Below are 19539 nucleotides of genomic sequence, written 5' to 3'. Positions count from 1 at the left end.
AGCGGGTGGTTTTTTGTTTCGCACGCTTCGCGAGCTCAACTGGCTAAAGCCATAATAAAAATCCCGCTGCATACGCAGCGGGATCATCCTGCTTCTTAATCCTTAGAATACCGGTACCAAAGCACCTTCATAAGTATCGTTGATGAACGTGCGAACTTCATCGGAAGTCAGCGCCTTCGCCAGCTTCTGAATCGCTTCGGAATCTTTGTTGTCTGGGCGAGCGACCAGAAGGTTTGTGTATGGCGAATCTTTATCCTCGATGAACAAGGCGTCCTTCGTCGGGTTCAAATTCGCTTTCAGCGCGAAGTTCGTATTGATCAGCGCCAGATCTACTTCTGGCAGCAGACGAGGCAGCATAGCTGCATCCGTTTCTTTGAACTTCAGGTTTTTCGGATTTTCCACGATGTCTTTCGCAGTTGCTGTGATTCCAGCGTCATCCTTCAGTTTGATCAACCCTTGCTTTTGCAGCAACAGCAGTGCGCGGCCGCCGTTGGTCGGGTCGTTCGGGATCGCGATCGTCGCGCCGTCCGCAAGCTCGTCAGCGGATTTGATTTTGTTGGAGTATGCGCCAAACGGTTCAACGTGTACGCCTACAACCGGTATGAGGTCAAAGCCGTTTTGGCTATTTTGCTCATCCAGGTAAGGCTGATGTTGGAAGTAGTTTGCGTCCAGCTCTTTTTCATACAGTTGTACGTTAGGTTGCACATAATCGGTGAATTCTTTAACTTCCAGCTCAACGCCTTCTTCTTTCAGCTTCGGCGCGATAAGTTTCAAGATATCCGCATGTGGTACGGTAGCACCTACAACCAGCTTCACTGGTTCAGCTGCAGTTTGGTTCCCCGAATCTGCGGCGTTCCCTTCAGCGGCCGACGTTTCACCTGCCGTGTTTCCTGCTGCCCCGTTATTCGCGGCGTTATTGCTCCCGCAAGCAGCCAGTACCAGTACCAATACGAGCGTTAACAAAGATAAAGTCCATTTTTTCATTGCAGGTTCTCCCCCTTAAAAATGTTTTTTTGAATAAGGATGGTGTTATATATTTAAGTTTCCTTATTTCCGCGTAAAATAAATCACCAAGCGGTCACCCAGCATTTGCAGCACCTGCACCAGAATGACCATAAAAATCACCGAAACGATCATGATTCCTGTCTCGTACCGGTAATACCCGTAGCGGATCGCCAGGTCGCCGAGACCACCGCCGCCGACCATGCCTGACATGGCGGTATAGGATACCAACGTGACTACGGTAATCGTCATGCCTGCGATGAGGCCGGGCAGCGATTCTGGCAGCAGCACCTTGCGGATGATCTGGAATGAGGAAGCGCCCATGGCTTGGGATGCTTCAATCACTCCGCGATCCACCTCGCGCAGCGCCGTTTCTACCAAGCGGGCAAAGAACGGGGCCGCCCCGATCACCAGAGGAGGAATTGTCCCTTCCACACCGGTCGATACGCCCATGATCGCCCGCGTGACTGGAATCAACGCAACGATCAATATAATGAACGGAACCGAGCGAAGGATGTTAACAATGAGCGAAATGATCCGGTAAACCCAACCTAATACCAAGGATTGAGAACGTGAGAAGGTGAACAACAACACCCCGAGCGGAAGCCCGATCAAGAACGTAAACAAGGTTGCAACCCCCATCATCTTCAGCGTATCTAGTGTCGCCGTTCCCATCTCCGCCCAATCGATGGTTCCGAGATCCAATCCAGCCATTATTCGATCACCTCCACGTCAAGGTCACGTTCCCGCAGGAGCGACAGCGTGCGCTCCACCCGGTCATCTTCACCTTCAAACGATACGGTCAGTTGACCGTACGGGATATCCTTAATCGCTGAAATCGTGCCTTGCAGGATGGCGAAGTTGACGCCCGTTTCCCGAACAACTTGGGACAAGACCGATTCGTAGGTTTTCGCTCCTAAGAACGTGATTTTCACCAGCTTCGACCACTCTGGATGCGGAACCGAAGTCGCCAGCTTCAAGCCTTCATCCCCGGACTCCCGATGAATAAACTCCCGGGTTACCGGATGCTTCGGCTTCAGGAACACCTCCGTCACCGGCCCCTCCTCTACGATGCCGCCTTGGTGAATAACCGCTACACGGTCGCAGATGCTTTGGATGACATGCATCTCGTGCGTAATCAGCAGAATCGTTAGCTGGAACCGCTTGTTGATGTCCAGCAGCAGCTTCAGGATGGAATCCGTCGTCTGCGGATCCAGTGCCGAGGTGGCCTCGTCGCACAGCAGCACATCCGGTTCACTGGCCAAGGCCCGGGCGATACCAACACGTTGTTTCTGACCGCCGGACAGCTGCGCCGGATACTTGTCACGGTGCTCCTCCAAGCCAACGAGAGCCAGCAGCTCATTGACCTTCTCCGCAATGGCCGCCTTCGGCGTTCCGATCAGCGTCAGCGGAAATGCGATGTTATCATAGACGGTAGCCGAGGACAGCAGATTAAAATGTTGAAAAATCATGCCGATTTTGCGGCGCTGTTGCTGCAGCTCACGTTTGCCAAGCTTCGTCAGCTCCACCCCGCCGACCCAAACCTCGCCTTCGGTCGGGCGCTCCAGCAAATTGATGCACCGGATCAACGTACTCTTGCCAGCACCGGAATGACCGATGACGCCGAAGATTTCCCCTTTGCGAACGCTCAGATTTAATCCGGACAGTGCGGGGGTTGCCGTTTTTTTGGTGCGATAGATTTTCGTAATGCCCTTCAGTTCAATCAATCGGCTAACCTCCTGTTCCTAACATGCGGAAATATAACAAAAAGAGCCCTAACAGATTCAAAGGGCTCTCTTTACGTAAAGACAATGCCTTCTCATCTGCCAAAACCGAGTAAATCACATCGGTTTTGAAGGAATTAGCACCATGACATTCGGCCGTGATGAGTGCGCTTCATTCCGCGCATCATTCACGGGCGAATCGGTTGCTGGGCTTCATCGGGCCTTTCCCTCCGCCTCTCTCGATAAGAAATAAAATATGGAATTAAAAGAGTCGTTTGTGAAATTACATCAATGTTAACCTGTCATGTAAAACTATTGATGAGTATAATGAGTTTTGTTCGTTTTGTAAAGAGGAAAAATAAGAATGGCGATCGGATTAGATCGCCGTAATTTTTTTCCATCTATGATTGATGTAGTCAAATACCGTGAAGTAGGTGTCACAAACCATTTGGTATCCCTGCTCCAGATCCCGGATATGCTGATCCAGGTCCTCCAAGGCAACCTTGCCGAACAACGCCTGATGCCGTTGCCACAAGTCGTCCTTCATCTCCGAGTTCATGTAGTGAATCTCCGTATTTCTCCGGCGTCGCAGCACGCTGAGCGCTTCCCGGTACGTCTCTTTAATCGCGTTCAACCGGCTCCCCAGTTCGGTGTGGATCTTCAGCGTCGTAAATTGGCGCAACACCGTAAAATAGGAAAATCGCGACTTCACCTTCGACGTGTTCAAATCAAACAGTTCATTAAGCACCGTCCCGAGCTTGTCCAGCGCCGAGAACACGCGAATGAATCCATCCTTGTAAAAATACACATATCTTGCATAATCCGCCCGTTCCACCGGGTCCATGTCTTCAACAAATTCGGTATGTACCTTTTGGCGAAAAAAGGTAGCGGCATATAAGCATTGTTCGAGCTCATCCAACGAAGAGATCAATCCGTGCACCCAAATCTCCAGCTTGCGGAAATCATGCGTAGGGTCTTGATGCTCCTTGATTTCCTTCTGCAGCAGCCTCACGGTCTGCGTCATCGCGCTGATCGTATCGGCCAGCCGCCCCTCATTTTGGCGAGGCGGCTCCCCAAGCAAGCTTCGCAGCATAGGCATTCCTCATTTCACAGAAAGTAGGATTTCCAACGCTGATCCACCAAGGACACGATATCCTCTTGCGGGAACAGCTCATCCGGGTACCCTGGCTTCATGCGGGCATCAATAACGAGCGGCAAACTGTAGGACAGATGATGCTGGCGCACCTCGGAAGCCGCGTAGATGTCGCTGGCCGGATTAAACCGCGTAAACACCGTCCACAGGAACGCCGTTTGATCATGAGCCGCGGCTTCGGCGTTATCCACCAGCACCACCAGCGGCCAAGCGGTCCCGCGTTCGCGAAGACGACCCAGCAGACGCTCGGCCAGCTCCGGCTCGTCCTCATAGGATGCACCAGAAACGACAAGACATCCGTCATGAAATACTTGGATCGAATCGATTTCCGCGATTTCGCCTTCCTCGTACGCCCGAGGCAGCTCGCGCATCGGCTCGCCTACGCCGATCAGAATCGCCTTACTGCCGTGATTCAGCTTATGGCCGGTGTAGTCCAGCGTATCATGCGAAGTGTTGTTTAGAATAAACAAATCCGTGCGTGGATCAAAGCGTTCCAGCACCGTCTTCAGCAGCAGACGGAAATCGGCGAGATCGATCAGCTTGTCCGTCAACATCAGGAATTTGGTCAGTGAAAGTTGACCTTCCCCAAGAATCCGGAAGGCGGACACCAGCGCTTCACGGGAATAGCTCTCCCGAACAACCGCCGAGCTCAAGGCATGGAATCCGCTCTCCGCATATGTCCAAAGCGAGCGCACATTCGGCATGACGATCGGGAAGGCCGGCGACAGCAGCTTTTGCAGGAAATCGCCCAGATAATAATCCTCCTGACGCGGTTTACCAACGATGGTTGCCGGGTAGATGGCATCCTTCCGATGCCACATATGGCCAACATGCAGCACAGGGAATTCATGCTGCAAGGAATAATAGCCAAAGTGATCGCCAAAAGGCCCTTCCAGTCGACGCTCATGCGGAGGCACCAGCCCAAAGATGGCAAATTCCGATTCGGCCGGAATGCGGTGACCGCCCAGCGGGTTTTCGGCCATCGGCAGCTTCTCACCAAGAATGAAGGAAGCAACCAACAGCTCGGACAGATGCTCAGGCACCGGTGAAATCGCCGAGGCAATCATCGCTGGAGGTCCGCCCAGGAACACGGATACCGGCAACGGTTCGCCGCGTTTCTCCGCCTCATGGTAATGGAACCCGCCGCCTTTTTGGATTTGCCAGTGCACGCCGGTGGTTTGATCATCATACAATTGGATCCGGTACATTCCCAGATTGTTTTCTTTCGGTTGCAACGGATTTTCCGTATACACCAGCGGCAACGTAATAAACGGACCGCCGTCCTTCTGCCAGCTGGTCACCTTCGGCAGATCTTTCAGCGGCGCTTCCGTTCGGCAGACATCAAGAATCGGGGCGTCTTTTTTGGATACCGTTCTCATGCCAACCTTCAAAACGTCGCGAATCAGTCCGCGCTCATTCCAAATCGCTTTAGGTGTCGGCGGCAGCAGTTTATGTATCGCGTCAACCAATTGGTTAGCAAGCTGTTCTGGTCGCGGGCCAAAGGCCATCTCCACCCGGCGAGGGGTTCCGAACAGATTTGTTGCCACGGGAAAAGGCGTACCTTTGACATTGGTAAACAGCAGAGCCGGGCCGCCGTCATCGATGACCCGCCGGTGAATTTCGGCTAACTCCAGGTAAGGATCAACCGGCACATCGATGATTGCCAGGTCGTTTTCTTTTTGCAGTGCATCGATCCATTGACGCAGATTCTTGTAGCTCATCTCCTGATCCTCCTAAAAGACCGGGTCAGCGCCCGGTCGTTGCGTAACTTTACACTATAGACAAAAGTATACCTTACCTCATCCCCCTCGGGATGCCCAGTCATTCTACAGATTCATGACAATCCCGGCGCAATCGCGGAAGTTGTCGCCGAAACCTGACGCCATGAAGCGCAGGTTAAACGGCTTTATCAGCCGGTGCAGCCTGTACCTCCTTGGCGGTTCGGCTCAACTGCCAAGCTCGGACGCTTAAATAACATAGAACCCCAAACAAGGAGGCTAGCACGATGATATGCGCCAGCGAAGCGAAAAGATAAATCTGGTAGTTGTTGATCGTCAGCGCGATGGTTGCCCCGGTCAGCACTTGAATGATTACCAGCACCGTGGCGGCAACGCCCAGCTTACGGATGCCCGGCAGTTCGGGATGCTTGCGGTAGGCAAAATGGCCCACCGTGGCGATCACGACCAGCAACAGAGCAGCCGCAACCCGGTGAATAAAGGCGATCCCTTCCCCGCCGGATAAACCGGGAAGAAGCTGCCCGTTACATAACGGCCAACCGCTGCAGCCACCCGCCGAGTCCGTATGGCTGACATACGCACCGAGGTAAACGACAATGTATGTGTAAGCCGTCGCAAACCAAGTCAAATTGCGGAACGCTTTGGACACGCGGGCTCCCGATCCAGATGGACGCACAGGGTCTTGCGAACGACGCCCTGCGTTGCGGTCAGCTTGTCCGCGTTCTTCCTCGCGGATGCCGAGAACGAGCATGATCGAGCTGGCAAAAGCGATCAACGAGAACCCGAAGTGCAGCGCCATAACGGCGGACGACGTAGGGTATATGACTGCCATCGCCCCCATCACAGCCTGTACCATGACAAAAATTAAAGCCATCAAGGAATACAACTGGAGATCCTTCCGGTTCTTCCGGTACATCCAAAACGCAATGAACGCTGCCAAAGAAAACAAACCGGCCGCCCCGCTGACTGCCCGGTGTGAATATTCAATCATGGAAGCGAGCGTATGTGCAGGGACAAACTTCCCATGGCAAAGCGGCCAATCATTGCCGCAGCCAAGACCGGATTCCGTTTTGGTCACTACACTGCCCCCAAGAGTCGCCAGAAACATTACAAAACAAGAGGCATAACTGAGCCATTTTAAAAATTTCGTATGCAAAACGGTTCACACCTTTAAGTTAATCGCTAATCCTTTTCATTATAACCGATCAAGTAACCACTTTCATAGAAAATGTTGAAAAATAGACACCGCCGCAAGGGGAAGTCCCTGCGGCGGTGTGATGAATATAATGGCATCCGTCTGATTGTAGATTATAACGTATCCCGAGTCTCCGGCGTGTCATGGAGCGTATGATACACATCCAACGCCTTGTTCAGGAAATCCTCAATTTCCTCACGGGATTTGCGAAGCTTGTTCACGAATCGAACCAGCTCGCGGCCATCGGTATAGGCGACAAAGCTGGGGATCCCAAGAATGTTTTGCTCCTGGCTGACATCGCCGACTTGGTCAACGTCGACTTCAATCAACGTCAGTCGACCTTCGTATTTCGCCTCAACTTCAGGCATAAATGGATCTATAAATTTACAATCCGAGCACCAGTCGGCTTTGAAGACCGCTACGATCAGGTTGCTGGATTGAATGCTGACTTGAAATTCCGCAGGGGATGTAATTTTTTTCATGAATGATCCTTCCTTTCATCAGGATACTTCTAGTCAACCAAAAGCGGGAGTGGAAGTCAATCTTTTTGGACATACTGGATAGTATTATGCCTAGCCGGCCGCCAAATATTCGGACGCTCGATCCAAGGTAGAAGGGAGGCGGAATCCATGGAAGACCACCGCCAAGACACCGGGAACGGGAAGGCCGTCAACCTGAAAAGATGGATGTCCAGCCTGCCCGCCGCAATCTCAACGATGTTCAAAAATAAAACCGCCGTGCTTTCCGATTCCTCTGAATTGCGGAAAGAGACGGTGGATTTGGGCTGGAACGAAGCGGCTGCCCGGACGGTCATCAGTGAAATCGAGGAGTTGCTGCGGCGTTCTGCGGCCGCTCGTTCCGCATCAGCAGGAGAAGATTACAGCGCTGAGGATTTGCAGTTGGCCGAAGCGATCGCGGAGGAAACCCGTCTGGCCGGAGCCAACAATATCAGCCGGACGGCAGCTTATCTCGCCTGCTATCAAGCATGCCCGGAGCTGCATTGGGCCTTCCTCGCGCATATGGTTTCGCGGAACGCCGGCTGGAACATGACAGACCTGCAAAGCAGCCGTATGGCCGATGCGATTGATGCGGAAGAGAAGCGGCTCACGTATCGGTTTCTGGAGCGGTGCAACGCCCTGATTTTTCAGGACGCTTATCCGCAGCTCAGACTGTATATGAAAAGCCGGGAGCTCGGGGCCAGTCGGTTCCACCTGCTGCCGTATTTTCACGTTTCGCGTTTTATGCGGCCGTTTTGGGAGCGGTTTTGGATCGACCGCGGCAGCGCTCTGCTGACCGTCGGACTCATTATCAACGAACAAAATTATATCGAAAAACGCGTGGTACGCCATCCTTACTTCCAGAAGCAGGTCACGGACAAATTGAACTTCCGCCTGTTCAGCCTGGCGGGATTAAACCAAATCGTGTTCCCGCTGAGCGAAGCGGCGGAAGGGGGCGACGAGGCTGCCGGGAGCAAAGTGCGCCGCCTCGCGGGGCGCACCGTCTCCGACTTCGGCAGCCTGCAAGCCCGCATCGCGTTAGGCAAGAGCCTGTACGCGATGCTGATGGGCTACCGCGCCGTGCGAAGCGGCGCGGAGCGCTTCGCCGCGAGCGTGCCGCACAGCGGCTCGCGGGCCGATTATTGGCCGGAACTGTTCACGGCCAATTTAGAAGAAGCTCTGACCGCCAAGGTACAGGGGTCAGAGCTTCTCGCCCAGGAGACGCTGCCGCCGGGCCAGCGTCTCTACAGCCCCAAGCTGCTCAGCGCTTGGGGCGACACCGCCTATGAGCCAATCTCTAGGGAGGATTGGCTCAAGGACACCCGCGCGCTGGACGACATCAGCGCGCCAAAAGCGCCGTTCCTGTGCGACATCAGCCGCTCGCACAGGAACGGCATCCTCACCACCGCATTTGTGCACGATGCGGTGGAGGAGCAATGACAGGAGCGGGGTTGAGCTTGTTCGTCAACCCCGCTCCTGTCGCCGTCCTCCCATCTATCTGCGAGAGTACCATCCCTCGCTGCCAGCTCTTTTTCACCATTATCCCGTTAAATCAGACAGCTGAGCAATCCAAACGAAATTACACTGTACCCAAACAACATCCTAGATCCTTTTGCGAGAGATGATGATGTTAGAGGAGCGTTCACTAACCGTGTGGCTGAAGCGCTTCACCTGCTCCAGCTCCGAGCTCAACTTCCTACCGCCAAGGAACCCCCGAGCCAGCTCTTTTTTACCATTATCCCGTTAAATCAGACAAAGCTATTTTAAACTGAAGCAATTAAACCAACACAACACAAGGACCAACACCTAACCGCCTTATATGCGCCTTATATGCGCCTGCTAATTACCTACTTATTTCATACCCATCTCACACCCAACTCCCCCTGAACCAAGGGGATAACCCTCTAACGTCTCTGAACCAAAGGGATAATGGTGCAAAAGCGCCTAGCCGCACACCCTTGGAGCATCGAGCTTTCCCCAACGACCTACCGCCCACCCACTGTCAAACCACACGATGCTTCCCCTCGCACCCTCTACCTTCTACCTTCTCTGACCGAAAGGGATAATCGTGCAATAGCTCCCAGCGGGATACAACCATACAACCACACCCCTACGTGACACGCACGACACGACCTAATCCCCTCCAGATCCACCTGATTGATGCGCCCCCGCACTTCTACTTCCCTGAACCAAGGGGATAATGGTGCAAAAAAAAGCGACCAGCAGACACATGCGCATCCACTAGTCGCTTAAATTTGCTTCATGATTTCTAATGTTAGCCCACCTGGCGGTCTCGGCCGCCGCGTTGTAAACGCATGAGCGGGGAGAGGATTTTGCGGAGGGGGGCTGGGTAGCTGGTCAGCTCGTCCTTACGGACGACGCGCAACAGGATGAGCAGCACCGGATAGAGTGCCACCACTGCCACGCCAACGATGCAGCAGGTCAGGAAGAACGCGACCCGCGCTGGCATCAGGTCCACCATTTGAATGCCGGCTTGGTTTAAGCCATAGCCGACACCGGACAACACCACAACCGTGACCAGAAAACCGCCCCAACGGCTTCCCATCAAAGAGAACGGTACGATTTGCTTCATTGCTCGAACGTTCAGCAGCGTAATGACGAAGAAACAGAGTCCGGTGGCGATAATGATGCCATAAATCCCCCAAAACTGCGCAAACACATAGCTGGCTGCCAGCTTGACGACAATCCCGATCGCCACATGCACCATCGACAAATTGGCTTTGCCTACCCCCAGCAGAATTGAGTTACTGGTCATCATGGTGATTTGAAAAATCGTCGCAAACGTCAGTAACGCCACGATACTGCTGCCATCCCGTGTACTGAACAGCAACCCGTTCACAGAGTAGGCCGCCGTGCCCAATGCAAGGATGATCGGCATCCCGCTCAGCACGGCCACCCGCATCGCCAAGGTGACCTGACGCTGCAAATGCTCCTGATCCTTCCGCGCATATGCGGCGGAAATGATCGGCACCAGCGATTGGCTGAGCGCGATCGCCAGAATCGGCGGAATCCCCGCGATCATTTGCGCCCGGTTGCCGAGAATCCCGAGAATGTAGGTAGCTTGTCCAGAGCCGATTTGTCCGGTCAGCAGCGGCTTCAGGATCGAGTTGTCGATGAAGTTAACCGCCGGTACCGCCAATGCGGTCAACACAATCGGAATCGACAGCTTAAAGATTTCCGCATAAATCCGCTTAAACGGCAGACGACCGGCAACGCTCCGCGGTTTGGCTTGTCCCTCGGTCTGGTCTTTCCGTTGCAGCTTCAAGCTGTACACCAACATCACGATCAATGCCGCAACCCCGCCGAGCACTGCGCCAAATGTCGCGCCGGCCGCGATCTTTTCGCCCGAGTAACCCCAGTGGAACAACACAAACGCCAAAATAATCCCGGTTGCCACCCGCACGATCTGCTCGATCACCTGCGAAACGCCCCCGGCGATCATAATATTCCGGCCCTGTAAATAACCACGGATCATGGCGATCAGCGGAAACAGCAACAAGGCCGGCGCCAGGGCACGAATAGCCACCACCGATTCCGGAACGCCGGAAGCTACCGCGTAATAGGGCGCCAAGGCATACAGCAGCACGAACATCACCAAGCCCGCTACACCCGCAAAGAGCAGCGCCGCTTGGTATACGCGCCGCGCCTCCTCCGGCCGGTTTAACGCGTGCCGCTCCGACACCATTTTGCTCAGCGTGCTCGGGATCCCTGCCGTGGCTAAAGTTAACAGCATAAAATAGGCCGCATTAGCTTGAGAATAAGACGCATTCCCTTCGATACCTAGAATATGCTCCAACGGTACGCGCTGGAACAAGCCAAGCACCCGGGCAATCAACGCCGCCCCCGCCAAAATTAACGTGCCTTTAATAAACGATTCCTTCTTGGACAAAAGCAATTCCTTCTTTCCCGCAATCCATATGAGTGCTAACTAAAATGATGACTAAAATGCAACGATCCAAATGATAAACACGATGATCATCACCAGCTGCAAAATCACCTTGACCACCATGCTGCTAAGCAAACCAACCACAGAACCGATGCCTACCTTAAACGATTTGCTGAGCGACTCGCCCTTAATCAATTCCCCGATCATTGCACCCAGCAACGGCCCAAGAACCAAACCAAAAGCCGGAATGACAAACGGTCCGATGATAATGCCGATCGTGCTCAGCCAGACAGATAGCTTGCTGCCGCCGAATTTTTTGACACCCCAAGCCCCGACCGCATAATCCGCCACCATCAGCGCGACCACGATCAATGTTTGTAATATCCAGAAGAAGGGGCCAAACGACTCAAACGAGAAAAACCATCCGTACACAAAAAAGGCAAAATATATGGCGAGCACTCCAGGCAGTACGGGATACACCGCTCCGGCCATCCCCACAGCAAACAGGGCAATCACCAAAATCCAGCCAATCACGGACAGTGCCATTTTCTCACTCCCCTGTCAAAATATAGTCCCGAATAATCCAAGCAATGCCATCTTCATTATTCGACGTGGTCACGACATCGGCCTTCTCCTTCACAGCCTCTTGGGCGTTCCCCATCGCAACGCCCAGACCCGCGGCTTCAATCGCAGCCAAGTCATTTAAACTGTCTCCGATCGCAACGACTTCCGACATCTCGAGTCCAAGCAGTCCGCACACCGTCTGAATGCCGCTGGCCTTGCTGATCCCTTTCGGGTTAATCTCCAAATTGTGCGGGGAGGAATTCGTGATTTCTAGGCCGCCCATCTCTTGCAGCTCCCGCAAAATCTCTCCCCTCGCCTCATCATCCTCGGTAAAATAACCAAACTTCATCCAATGATTCTTTTCCAATAATTCCGGTCGCCAGTTCCCTTCGTTATAACTGCCTTCCACGGCATAGGCCCAGAACCAGACATTCTTTTCCCGGGAAATGTCGTACATTCGCGAAACGAGTGATCGATCAAGCAGCACCCGACGGTACAACTCATGCGGGGATTTCCACACTTCGCTACCGTTTACCGTAATCATCGGCGTCCCAAGGTCAAGTTGATTGCCATACGGAACTGCTTCCCGATAGCCTCTTCCTGTCGACAAGCAGACGTGGACTCCTGCCGCCGCCGCCTTCCGGATCCAACGTTCGGTCTCCGGCGAGATTTGTAGATCGTCGTTCAGCAAAGTTCCATCCATATCGAGCGCCAACAGTTTATATTTCAACAACAGACAGCTCCCCCCATCCGCAAGTTTCTGACTCTCTAAACAGCATACCGCCATTTTACCATAATCCCGAACTCCGACAAAGCTTAGTGAAGCAAGGACAAGTCACTCATAGGCATGATGAAAGCCGCCCACCAGGGCGGCTTCGCACCACTCAAAACACTCTCAGATTAACGTTGTCCGGTCAACGACTCAATATCGATGAACGGTGTGGCGCCGCCTGTAACTTGCGGGAGTTTGCCGTCCCATTTTTCCAGCGCCTTCTCCTGCACTTCGATCTGTTTCAGCTGCACGAGTTCCGGTGTAACCTCCTGCTTCTTCAACTTCAGCGCTTCTGCCTCAGCTTCCGCCTGAGCGATCTTCTGCTGCGCTTCAATCTGAATCCGCTTCAGGTCGTTGCTTGCTTTCAGTGCCTGCTGCTGAGCTACCTGCTTCGCTTCGATCGATTGGTTAAACGCGTCGGAGAACTTAAAGTTGACGATATTAATTTCGTTAACGATTAAATCGTATTTGGCCAAACGGGAGGTTAAATGCTCGCTGATCTCCCCGGCTACAACGTCACGCTTGGCAATCAATTCCTCAGCTTGGTAACGAGCTGTCACTTCTTTGACGATCTCCTGCACCGCCGGGTTAATGATGACCGTATCGTAATTGCCACCGATATTGTTCATCAGATTGTAAGCCGACTCCTTGTTCACCGAATAGTTCACGGCAACATGCGTAGATACCGGCTGCAAGTCCTTCGATGATGCGGTTGTATCTGTTTCCGTTTTGGTCACCTGTGTATTCACCTGAATGACGGTTTGAACAAACGGTATTTTAAAATGCATGCCCGGGCCTAAAATATTATCATTTAACTTCCCGAACGTTTTGTACAAGCCGACATGACCATATTCGACCTGCGCATAACTGTTGGATCCGACGATCAGGACGACAATGACGATAATGGCCGTAGAAATCCATTTCCCCGCGGACATATTCCTCTTGGTTTGCTGCTGCGTACCTGTCTCCATATGAATCCCTCTCCCCTTAATATGTGGTCTAACCGGAACGATTGACCGGCTAACTATATTAAGTAATACGGAGAAGACCGCCGCTTGGTGGCAAAAACTTGACAAAAACGTGCCATATTTGTGTTAACCAGCGATTTTCACGATTATATTGCGTTTCTTGCCGACTTAAGCGGCCGCAGAATACAGTTCATCGCGTTTCCGCTGCTTCCTCCCGAATCGAGCGATCAAACCATGCTTCGGCGAAAAGAGGAATGCCAGCAGGAATAACCCACCGGCAACCGTGACCATCGAACCGGCGATCGAAGCATCCAGCCATTTGGCCGCATAATAACCGCCGGCTGCGCTGATCGCCCCGATCAGCACGCTGTAACCGATCATTACACTCAGTCGATCGGTCAGCAGATATGCCGCCGAGGCCGGGATGATCAACATGCCGACGACCAGAATCGCCCCTACGCTCTCAAAAGAGGCCACCGTCGACAGCGAAACAAGCCCCATCAGCAGATAGTGGAACAATGCAACCGGAATGCCTATTGCAGCCGCCAATGCCGGATCAAAGGCACAGAGCTTAAATTGCTTGTAGAAGAGCAAAATGGCTGCAAGCACGATAAGCAGCGTCCCGCCCAGCATCCAGACCGCGATCGGCCCCATATCGTAGCCGTTCCATATCCAGGTATCCCATTGCACATAGGCGATTTCACCAAATAAGACACAGTCCAGATCCAGGTCGATATGCGAAGCGTTCCGGCTGATCAGGATGACACCAACGGCGAAAAGCGCTGTAAACACAATGCCAATCGAAGCATCGGATTGCAAGCCGCTTTGTTGCAGCATCTGGATGAAGAACACCGTGATCAGCCCCAGCACAGCGGCCCCGATTAACATCAGCAAGGAGTCCCGCGAGCTGCTGACCAGAAACGCGATGGCGATGCCGGGCAGCACGGAGTGGCTGATGGCATCCCCAACCATGGCCATTTTTCGCAAGACCAAAAAGCAGCCCAAGATTCCACACGTCGCCGCAACCAGCGTACCAGTCAATATAATCCAAAAATCCGCCATGTTATTCCGCCCCCCTTTCGACCGTGTTCCCGGCTTGCTTGATCATCGCCAGCTCCATCGGTTGCTGGATTTCATTGCGGCTGCGCCAGCGTCGTATCCACTGGGCCAGCCAACCCCGATTTGGCGCAAACACAGCGGAGACGAAAAACAAAGCGGTCGCCGCTAACACCGTCACAGGCCCAGTTGGCAAGTTCGATAAAGTGGAGCTGATCAGCGTACCGGTTACACCTGACAGTGCTCCGAACACGCCGGCCAGCACAACCATCACGCCCAGCGCATCCGTCCAGTACCGCGCAGCCACAGCCGGGGTAATTAGCAAGGCGGCGACGAGCACCACGCCCACGGCTTGAATGCCCACGACAACCGCCACCACGGTCATCATTAGCAGCAACTGTTCAAGGAAAGCTACTTGAAGCCCCATGCCCCGGGCAAACCCGGGATCAAAGCTCACCAGCTTCAACTCCTTAAAAAGCAACGCGCATATCGAAATCAGCAACACGGACACCGCGCCCATCAAGTAAACGTCAGCCAACATCATGGAAGCCGCCTGACCAAACAAATATTTGTCGAGCCCGCTCTGGTTCCCGTTGCCACTATGCTGGATTTGGGTTAGCAACACGATGCCGATGCCAAAAAACACCGACAACACGATGCCCAGCGCTGCGTCCTGCTTGATCCGCGTGTAGCGGGTAATGGCGGAGATACCAAACGTCGCTGCCATCCCGGCGAGGATGGCCCCAAGCATAAACAGGCCGACGGATTTGACGCCGCTTAGCATAAAAGCGATGCAGATTCCTGGCAGCGCGGCATGCGCTAACGCATCCCCAAGCAGGCTTTGCTTGCGAAGATAAGTGAAAGAGCCGATGACGCCGCTGCCCAAGCCAAGCAACAAGGATCCCATCAGAATCCACTGCAGGTTTGGATCCGTGATCCATTGCCATAATGTCGTTAGCATCGCGTCACACCTTCCCCGCAGGCACCGCGCCAAAATCGGCCAGCATAGCAATCTTCCCGCCGTACGTCTTGTGCAAATTTTCCGGTGTAAATGTCTCCTCAGTAGGTCCGGCGGCAATCAACTCACCGTTCAGCAGCAGCACATGATCAAAATATTCCCGTACTGTAGATAAATCGTGATGAACCACCAGCACCGTTTTCCCTTGCTCCTTTAATTCGTGCAGCAGGGCGATGATCGCTTTCTCTGTAGTGGCATCGACGCCAGCAAACGGTTCATCCATAAAATACACGTGCGCATTTTGAGCCAGAGCCCGCGCCAGAAAGACACGTTGCTGTTGTCCGCCGGATAACTGACTGATCTGACGCCCGGCGTACTCCGCCATCCCCACCTTCGCGAGACATTCCAGCGCGATCTGCCGTTCCTTGACTCCGGGGCGGCGAAACCAGCCAAGCTGGCCGTAACGCCCCATCATCACAACATCCAGCGCATTCGTTGGGAAATCCCAATCCACCGATTCGCGCTGCGGCACATAGCCAATCAATTTGCGTTGCTCCCGATAGGACTTCCCATAGATGCGAACTTCACCGTCCAGAGTTGGAAGCAACCCCAGTACAGCTTTTAGCAGCGTAGATTTCCCCGCTCCATTAGGACCTAGTATCCCAATCAACTGCCCTTCCGGGATGTGAAAAGAAACCGATCTTAACACCGGCTTCTTCTGATAAGCAACGGTTAATCGGTTCACCTCAAGCGGATAAACGTTCATTTTGGATCACCCTCTCTAAAGTTATTTCAAGGCCTCAACGATCGTGTTGACATTATGACGGACCATCTCGATGTAGCTATCCGCTTCTGAACCTGGTTCTCCCAGCGAGTCGGAATACAGCTCGCCGCCGATTTTTACCGTATGCCCCAGCTCTGCAGCTCCGGCAATCACCGCTTCCATTGATTTGGTCGGAATGCTCGACTCAACAAATACAGCTTTGATCTTATGCTCAACCAGGAAGTCTCGGAGCTTGGCAACATCCCTTGAACCGTATTCGGCCGCCGTACTGATTCCCTGCAGACCCATCACCTGAATGCCATAGGCATCTCCGAAGTAGCCAAAAGCATCATGAGCCGTGACCAGTATCCGGTCCTGCTCAGGAATTTCTGCGATCCGCTCCTTCACTTCCGCATCCAGCTTCTCCAATTCGGCAATATACGCCTCGGCGTTCCCCCGGTAGACGTCGGCATGGTCTGGATCGTAGGCCGACAACGTGTCGCGGATCGCTTGTGTGGCTGTGATCCAATGCCGTACGTTAAACCAGATATGCGGATCGTACTGCGTCCCCCCGGCATCTGCACCCGAGCGCAGCTCGCTAGGATCAATGTCCTTCGAGACCGCCACAGTCCGCTTCTTCTGCTCCAATTTCTCGAAAATCTCCGTCATTTTCCCTTCCAAATGCAATCCACCGTAAAACACGACCTCCGCCTGATCCAGCTTCTCGATATCCCCCTGTGACGCCTTGTATAAATGCGGGTCCACTCCTGGCCCCATTAGACCGGTGACTTCAACCTGCTCGCCGCCAACCTCCTGAACGACATCTGTGATCATGCCGATCGTAGTCACCACCTTAACGGGGGAATCATTAGCCGATGCGCGAACATGATCAACCTGATCTTGTACTTTGGAACAAGCCACTAATACGATGAACGCCAGCACGCCGAGCGTCATTTTGGCCCGTTCAAACGGGCTTTTCTTGATCTTCATTTCGTCCATTTTGCTACTCCTCTCCTCGAATTTGATTTAATGTTGTACAAGAGAACACTTGTTTACTTGATACCTTTTTGTTTTATTTGTATAAAAATGTTTCCTTAGGGCAAATTCTAAGCAAAAGATTCCCAAAAAGCAAGAGGAATTTCCCATAAAACAAAAAAAGCCTGCTCATCGCGAGCAAGGCTTCGTTTAATCCTATATTTACTTCTTAGGGTTACCGTCCAAACCGTATTCCCGATCATATGCATCAAAAATTTTCCGAGCAACCGGTGCCGCGCTGTAAGCCCCAAAGCCTCCTTCGGGAATTACAACCGCCACCGCCAGCTTCGGCTTCTCCCTTGGGGCGAATGCAATAAACACGCCGTTATCCAACAGTTCTCCTCTGTAATCCTGCTGCGAAGTTCCCGTCTTGCGGGCAAAATCGTAAGGAAACCCATCAAAGGCGTTCACAGTTGTTCGCATCCCTTCAATAACTTCATCCCAATAGGCCTCCTTCATCTTCACTTCGTTAAGCACCTTCGGTTCAAATTGAACCACCACTTGGCCTTCGGCATCGGTGATTTTCTGCACAAGTCTAGGTTGCATGCGTTTTCCCCGATTGGCCAGCGTTGCGGCATATTGCGCCAGTTGCATCGTCGTATATTTGCCCTGCTGCCCGAAGGAGGCATAAGCCAAGCGGGACAATGCCGTCTGCGATTCGTCTTTATAATCCAAGATCCCTCGGAAATCATCAGGCAAATCGATTCCTGTGGGGACGCCTAACCCAAATTGCTTCATGTAATCGTCCCAAACCTGAATCCCTTTGGCTCCATATTTGTTGTACAGCTTCTCCCCGACCATATCGACCATAAATGCATTGGACGATACGCGAATGGCGTCTTTCGGATAAAGGGGGCCGTAGACATGCCCGGAAGAATTCCGCACGCTCGCTGAATCGTTGCGGCCGAAATAAGCGATCCCTCGATCGTTGTACTTCGTCTTGGTCGTAAACAAACCTTCGTTTAAGCCGATCAACACCGACAATGGCTTGATCGTCGAACCCAGATACACGGTGGACTCAAAATCGTGGTCGGAGCGCCCGGAGGAATACGGCCATACCGTGCCATTCCGATAATTTGACGAAATTTGGTTCCATACCTCATTGGATACTCCGCCAGTTTGCCATACATTCGTATCATAATCCGGCATGCTGGCCATCACGATGACGTTTCCAGTGTCGACTTCCATAGCCACGGCATAACCCGTTTTGGCGTGAGGATGCACTCTACCGGATACTAGGTTTTGATGAACCCACTCGATTTGATCCAGAATCGCCTGTTCTGCGACCTGTTGCACCCTTTTATTGATTGTCGTATGTAGATCGTACCCCTTCTCCGGTGGTACGATTTCGGGAACGCCATTCACCATGTTCCGCGGATCAATCGGCACGCGCTTATATCCGTTTTTCCCCCGCAGTTCCTGCTGATAATATAGCTCCAACCCATCGAAGCCGACAAACTCGTCTTCCGTGTATTGCAGCGCCGGGTCGGTATTTCGTCGTTCCCGTATCGGCTGATACCAAGCCAAATCATATGTGGATTGGAACTTCTTTAGATAACCGATCGTTTGCACCGCAACCAAATCAGGGTCATAGTGGCGCACCGACTCCTCAATGATGTCTATTCCAGGAAACCTGCTTTTTTGAGCAAGGAAATAGGCGGTTTCTTGTTCCGTCAGGTTGCTCTTGATTCGACGTGGAGCAAACCCGCTGCTGCGGCGAAATTTCAAATCCATCGCATCCAGAATCTCTTCCTCCGTCATCTGCGCGTTGGGATCGCCATACGAATCAAACACCTTCTTCAATTCATTCGCCAGGGCCTCAGCTTCTGTCAAATTGGCTCTGCCCGTTTCAGTTGTAGAATCATAGTTACTTTTCTGTAAAGTCAAATATAAGGTTTGGATTGGCGTGGAATAAGCCAGCTTCGCTCCATCGGCGGACAGAATCGATCCTCGAACCGGCGGCATCGGGACATCCCGGAACCTCATTTTCACCTCTTCCATAGAGATCGATGGTCCTTCGACAAACTGCAAGATGGCAAGTCGGATAATGATGAGGGTGAACAACGCGAAGGCACTGAAGAAAAACAGATTCAGCCGAATATAGAAATGCCGCCGCATGGAGGCTTGCTGTTCCTGGGGATCCTCAATGACGAATTTGTTCATCCACTTTACGCCTCCCTGTTAGTGATGAATCGTCCTTCCATAAGAA

At 52.8% G+C, this 19539-nt stretch carries 17 protein-coding genes and 1 riboswitch; of the genes, 1 reads left to right on the top strand and 16 read right to left on the bottom strand.

Going from position 1 to position 19539, the window contains the following annotated elements:
* Positions 1-102 precede the first annotated feature (102 nt).
* The 7 genes from RW092_RS04135 to RW092_RS04105 form a co-directional block, all read right to left on the bottom strand.
* Entirely contained in the window at positions 103-984 is an 882-nt protein-coding gene (locus RW092_RS04135) for a MetQ/NlpA family ABC transporter substrate-binding protein (RefSeq protein ID WP_316009608.1), read from the bottom strand.
* A 63-nt stretch (positions 985-1047) separates the two neighbouring features.
* The gene (locus RW092_RS04130) at positions 1048-1716 is read right to left on the bottom strand and encodes a methionine ABC transporter permease (RefSeq protein WP_316009607.1); all 669 of its coding nucleotides are present in this window, start codon (positions 1714-1716) and stop codon (positions 1048-1050) included.
* The gene (locus RW092_RS04125) at positions 1716-2729 is read right to left on the bottom strand and encodes a methionine ABC transporter ATP-binding protein (protein WP_016310948.1); all 1014 of its coding nucleotides are present in this window, start codon (positions 2727-2729) and stop codon (positions 1716-1718) included. The genes RW092_RS04130 and RW092_RS04125 overlap by 1 nt, the downstream gene beginning before the upstream one ends.
* Positions 2730-2818: 89 nt before the next feature.
* A riboswitch (SAM riboswitch) is annotated at positions 2819-2975 on the bottom strand.
* 127 nt (positions 2976-3102) lie between these two features.
* Positions 3103-3819, bottom strand: a complete 717-nt coding sequence (locus RW092_RS04120) for a Cthe_2314 family HEPN domain-containing protein (RefSeq protein ID WP_316009606.1) — start codon at positions 3817-3819, stop codon at positions 3103-3105.
* 14 nt (positions 3820-3833) lie between these two features.
* On the bottom strand, positions 3834-5600 hold the full coding sequence (locus RW092_RS04115) for a UbiD family decarboxylase (protein WP_028539816.1): 1767 nt from the start codon (positions 5598-5600) through the stop codon (positions 3834-3836).
* Positions 5601-5775: 175 nt separating this feature from the next.
* Positions 5776-6771, bottom strand: coding sequence for a COX15/CtaA family protein (locus RW092_RS04110; RefSeq protein ID WP_028539815.1), 996 nt, complete (start codon positions 6769-6771; stop codon positions 5776-5778).
* Positions 6772-6923: 152 nt separating this feature from the next.
* Positions 6924-7292, bottom strand: coding sequence for a thioredoxin family protein (locus RW092_RS04105; protein WP_016310944.1), 369 nt, complete (start codon positions 7290-7292; stop codon positions 6924-6926).
* 147 nt (positions 7293-7439) lie between these two features.
* Between RW092_RS04105 and RW092_RS04100 the strand changes: the two genes are divergently transcribed.
* Positions 7440-8747: a DUF2515 family protein gene (locus tag RW092_RS04100; protein WP_316009605.1), complete on the top strand. Its 1308-nt coding sequence runs from the start codon at positions 7440-7442 to the stop codon at positions 8745-8747.
* 835 nt (positions 8748-9582) lie between these two features.
* Here RW092_RS04100 and RW092_RS04095 read toward each other — a convergent pair.
* The 9 genes from RW092_RS04095 to RW092_RS04055 all read right to left on the bottom strand — a co-directional run bounded on the left by RW092_RS04095 (position 9583) and on the right by RW092_RS04055 (position 19493).
* Positions 9583-11217 carry a putative polysaccharide biosynthesis protein gene (locus RW092_RS04095; RefSeq protein WP_316009604.1) on the bottom strand — a complete coding sequence of 545 codons (1635 nt, stop codon included), beginning with the start codon at positions 11215-11217 and terminating at the stop codon, positions 9583-9585.
* 51 nt (positions 11218-11268) lie between these two features.
* Entirely contained in the window at positions 11269-11754 is a 486-nt protein-coding gene (locus RW092_RS04090) for a DUF456 domain-containing protein (protein ID WP_036624508.1), read from the bottom strand.
* A gap of 10 nt (positions 11755-11764) precedes the next feature.
* Positions 11765-12565: a Cof-type HAD-IIB family hydrolase gene (locus tag RW092_RS04085; protein WP_316009603.1), complete on the bottom strand. Its 801-nt coding sequence runs from the start codon at positions 12563-12565 to the stop codon at positions 11765-11767.
* Positions 12566-12678: 113 nt separating this feature from the next.
* Positions 12679-13521: a prohibitin family protein gene (locus tag RW092_RS04080; protein WP_316009602.1), complete on the bottom strand. Its 843-nt coding sequence runs from the start codon at positions 13519-13521 to the stop codon at positions 12679-12681.
* A gap of 165 nt (positions 13522-13686) precedes the next feature.
* A complete protein-coding gene (locus RW092_RS04075; protein ID WP_028539802.1) occupies positions 13687-14580 on the bottom strand; it encodes a metal ABC transporter permease in 894 nt (297 codons plus the stop codon).
* Between the two features lies 1 nt (position 14581).
* On the bottom strand, positions 14582-15535 hold the full coding sequence (locus RW092_RS04070) for a metal ABC transporter permease (protein WP_316009601.1): 954 nt from the start codon (positions 15533-15535) through the stop codon (positions 14582-14584).
* A 4-nt stretch (positions 15536-15539) separates the two neighbouring features.
* On the bottom strand, positions 15540-16298 hold the full coding sequence (locus tag RW092_RS04065) for a metal ABC transporter ATP-binding protein (protein ID WP_085279626.1): 759 nt from the start codon (positions 16296-16298) through the stop codon (positions 15540-15542).
* 21 nt (positions 16299-16319) lie between these two features.
* Positions 16320-17294: a metal ABC transporter solute-binding protein, Zn/Mn family gene (locus RW092_RS04060; RefSeq protein ID WP_316009600.1), complete on the bottom strand. Its 975-nt coding sequence runs from the start codon at positions 17292-17294 to the stop codon at positions 16320-16322.
* A 198-nt stretch (positions 17295-17492) separates the two neighbouring features.
* The gene (locus RW092_RS04055; protein ID WP_316009599.1) at positions 17493-19493 is read right to left on the bottom strand and encodes a peptidoglycan D,D-transpeptidase FtsI family protein; all 2001 of its coding nucleotides are present in this window, start codon (positions 19491-19493) and stop codon (positions 17493-17495) included.
* Between the last annotated feature and the right edge of the window lie 46 nt (positions 19494-19539).

Source organism: Paenibacillus sp. 3LSP, assembly GCF_032465655.1.
GTDB classification, from domain to species: domain Bacteria; phylum Bacillota; class Bacilli; order Paenibacillales; family Paenibacillaceae; genus Fontibacillus; species Fontibacillus barengoltzii.
Note: the sequence above shows the minus strand (reverse complement) of the source record. Positions and strands in the feature narration are given on the sequence as shown.

Excerpts from the sequence above, each read along its gene's own strand:
- RW092_RS04075 (WP_028539802.1), bottom strand. The coding sequence starts at position 14,580 with ATGGCGGATTTTTGGATTATATTGACTGGTACGCTGGTTGCGGCGACG.
- RW092_RS04085 (WP_316009603.1), bottom strand. The coding sequence starts at position 12,565 with ATGGCGGTATGCTGTTTAGAGAGTCAGAAACTTGCGGATGGGGGGAGC.
- RW092_RS04060 (WP_316009600.1), bottom strand. The coding sequence starts at position 17,294 with ATGGACGAAATGAAGATCAAGAAAAGCCCGTTTGAACGGGCCAAAATG.
- RW092_RS04105 (WP_016310944.1), bottom strand. The coding sequence starts at position 7,292 with ATGAAAAAAATTACATCCCCTGCGGAATTTCAAGTCAGCATTCAATCC.
- RW092_RS04055 (WP_316009599.1), bottom strand. The coding sequence starts at position 19,493 with ATGAACAAATTCGTCATTGAGGATCCCCAGGAACAGCAAGCCTCCATG.
- RW092_RS04120 (WP_316009606.1), bottom strand. The coding sequence starts at position 3,819 with ATGCTGCGAAGCTTGCTTGGGGAGCCGCCTCGCCAAAATGAGGGGCGG.
- RW092_RS04070 (WP_316009601.1), bottom strand. The coding sequence starts at position 15,535 with ATGCTAACGACATTATGGCAATGGATCACGGATCCAAACCTGCAGTGG.
- RW092_RS04130 (WP_316009607.1), bottom strand. The coding sequence starts at position 1,716 with ATGGCTGGATTGGATCTCGGAACCATCGATTGGGCGGAGATGGGAACG.
- RW092_RS04135 (WP_316009608.1), bottom strand. The coding sequence starts at position 984 with ATGAAAAAATGGACTTTATCTTTGTTAACGCTCGTATTGGTACTGGTA.
- RW092_RS04115 (WP_028539816.1), bottom strand. The coding sequence starts at position 5,600 with ATGAGCTACAAGAATCTGCGTCAATGGATCGATGCACTGCAAAAAGAA.
- RW092_RS04080 (WP_316009602.1), bottom strand. The coding sequence starts at position 13,521 with ATGGAGACAGGTACGCAGCAGCAAACCAAGAGGAATATGTCCGCGGGG.
- RW092_RS04100 (WP_316009605.1), top strand. The coding sequence starts at position 7,440 with ATGGAAGACCACCGCCAAGACACCGGGAACGGGAAGGCCGTCAACCTG.
- RW092_RS04065 (WP_085279626.1), bottom strand. The coding sequence starts at position 16,298 with ATGAACGTTTATCCGCTTGAGGTGAACCGATTAACCGTTGCTTATCAG.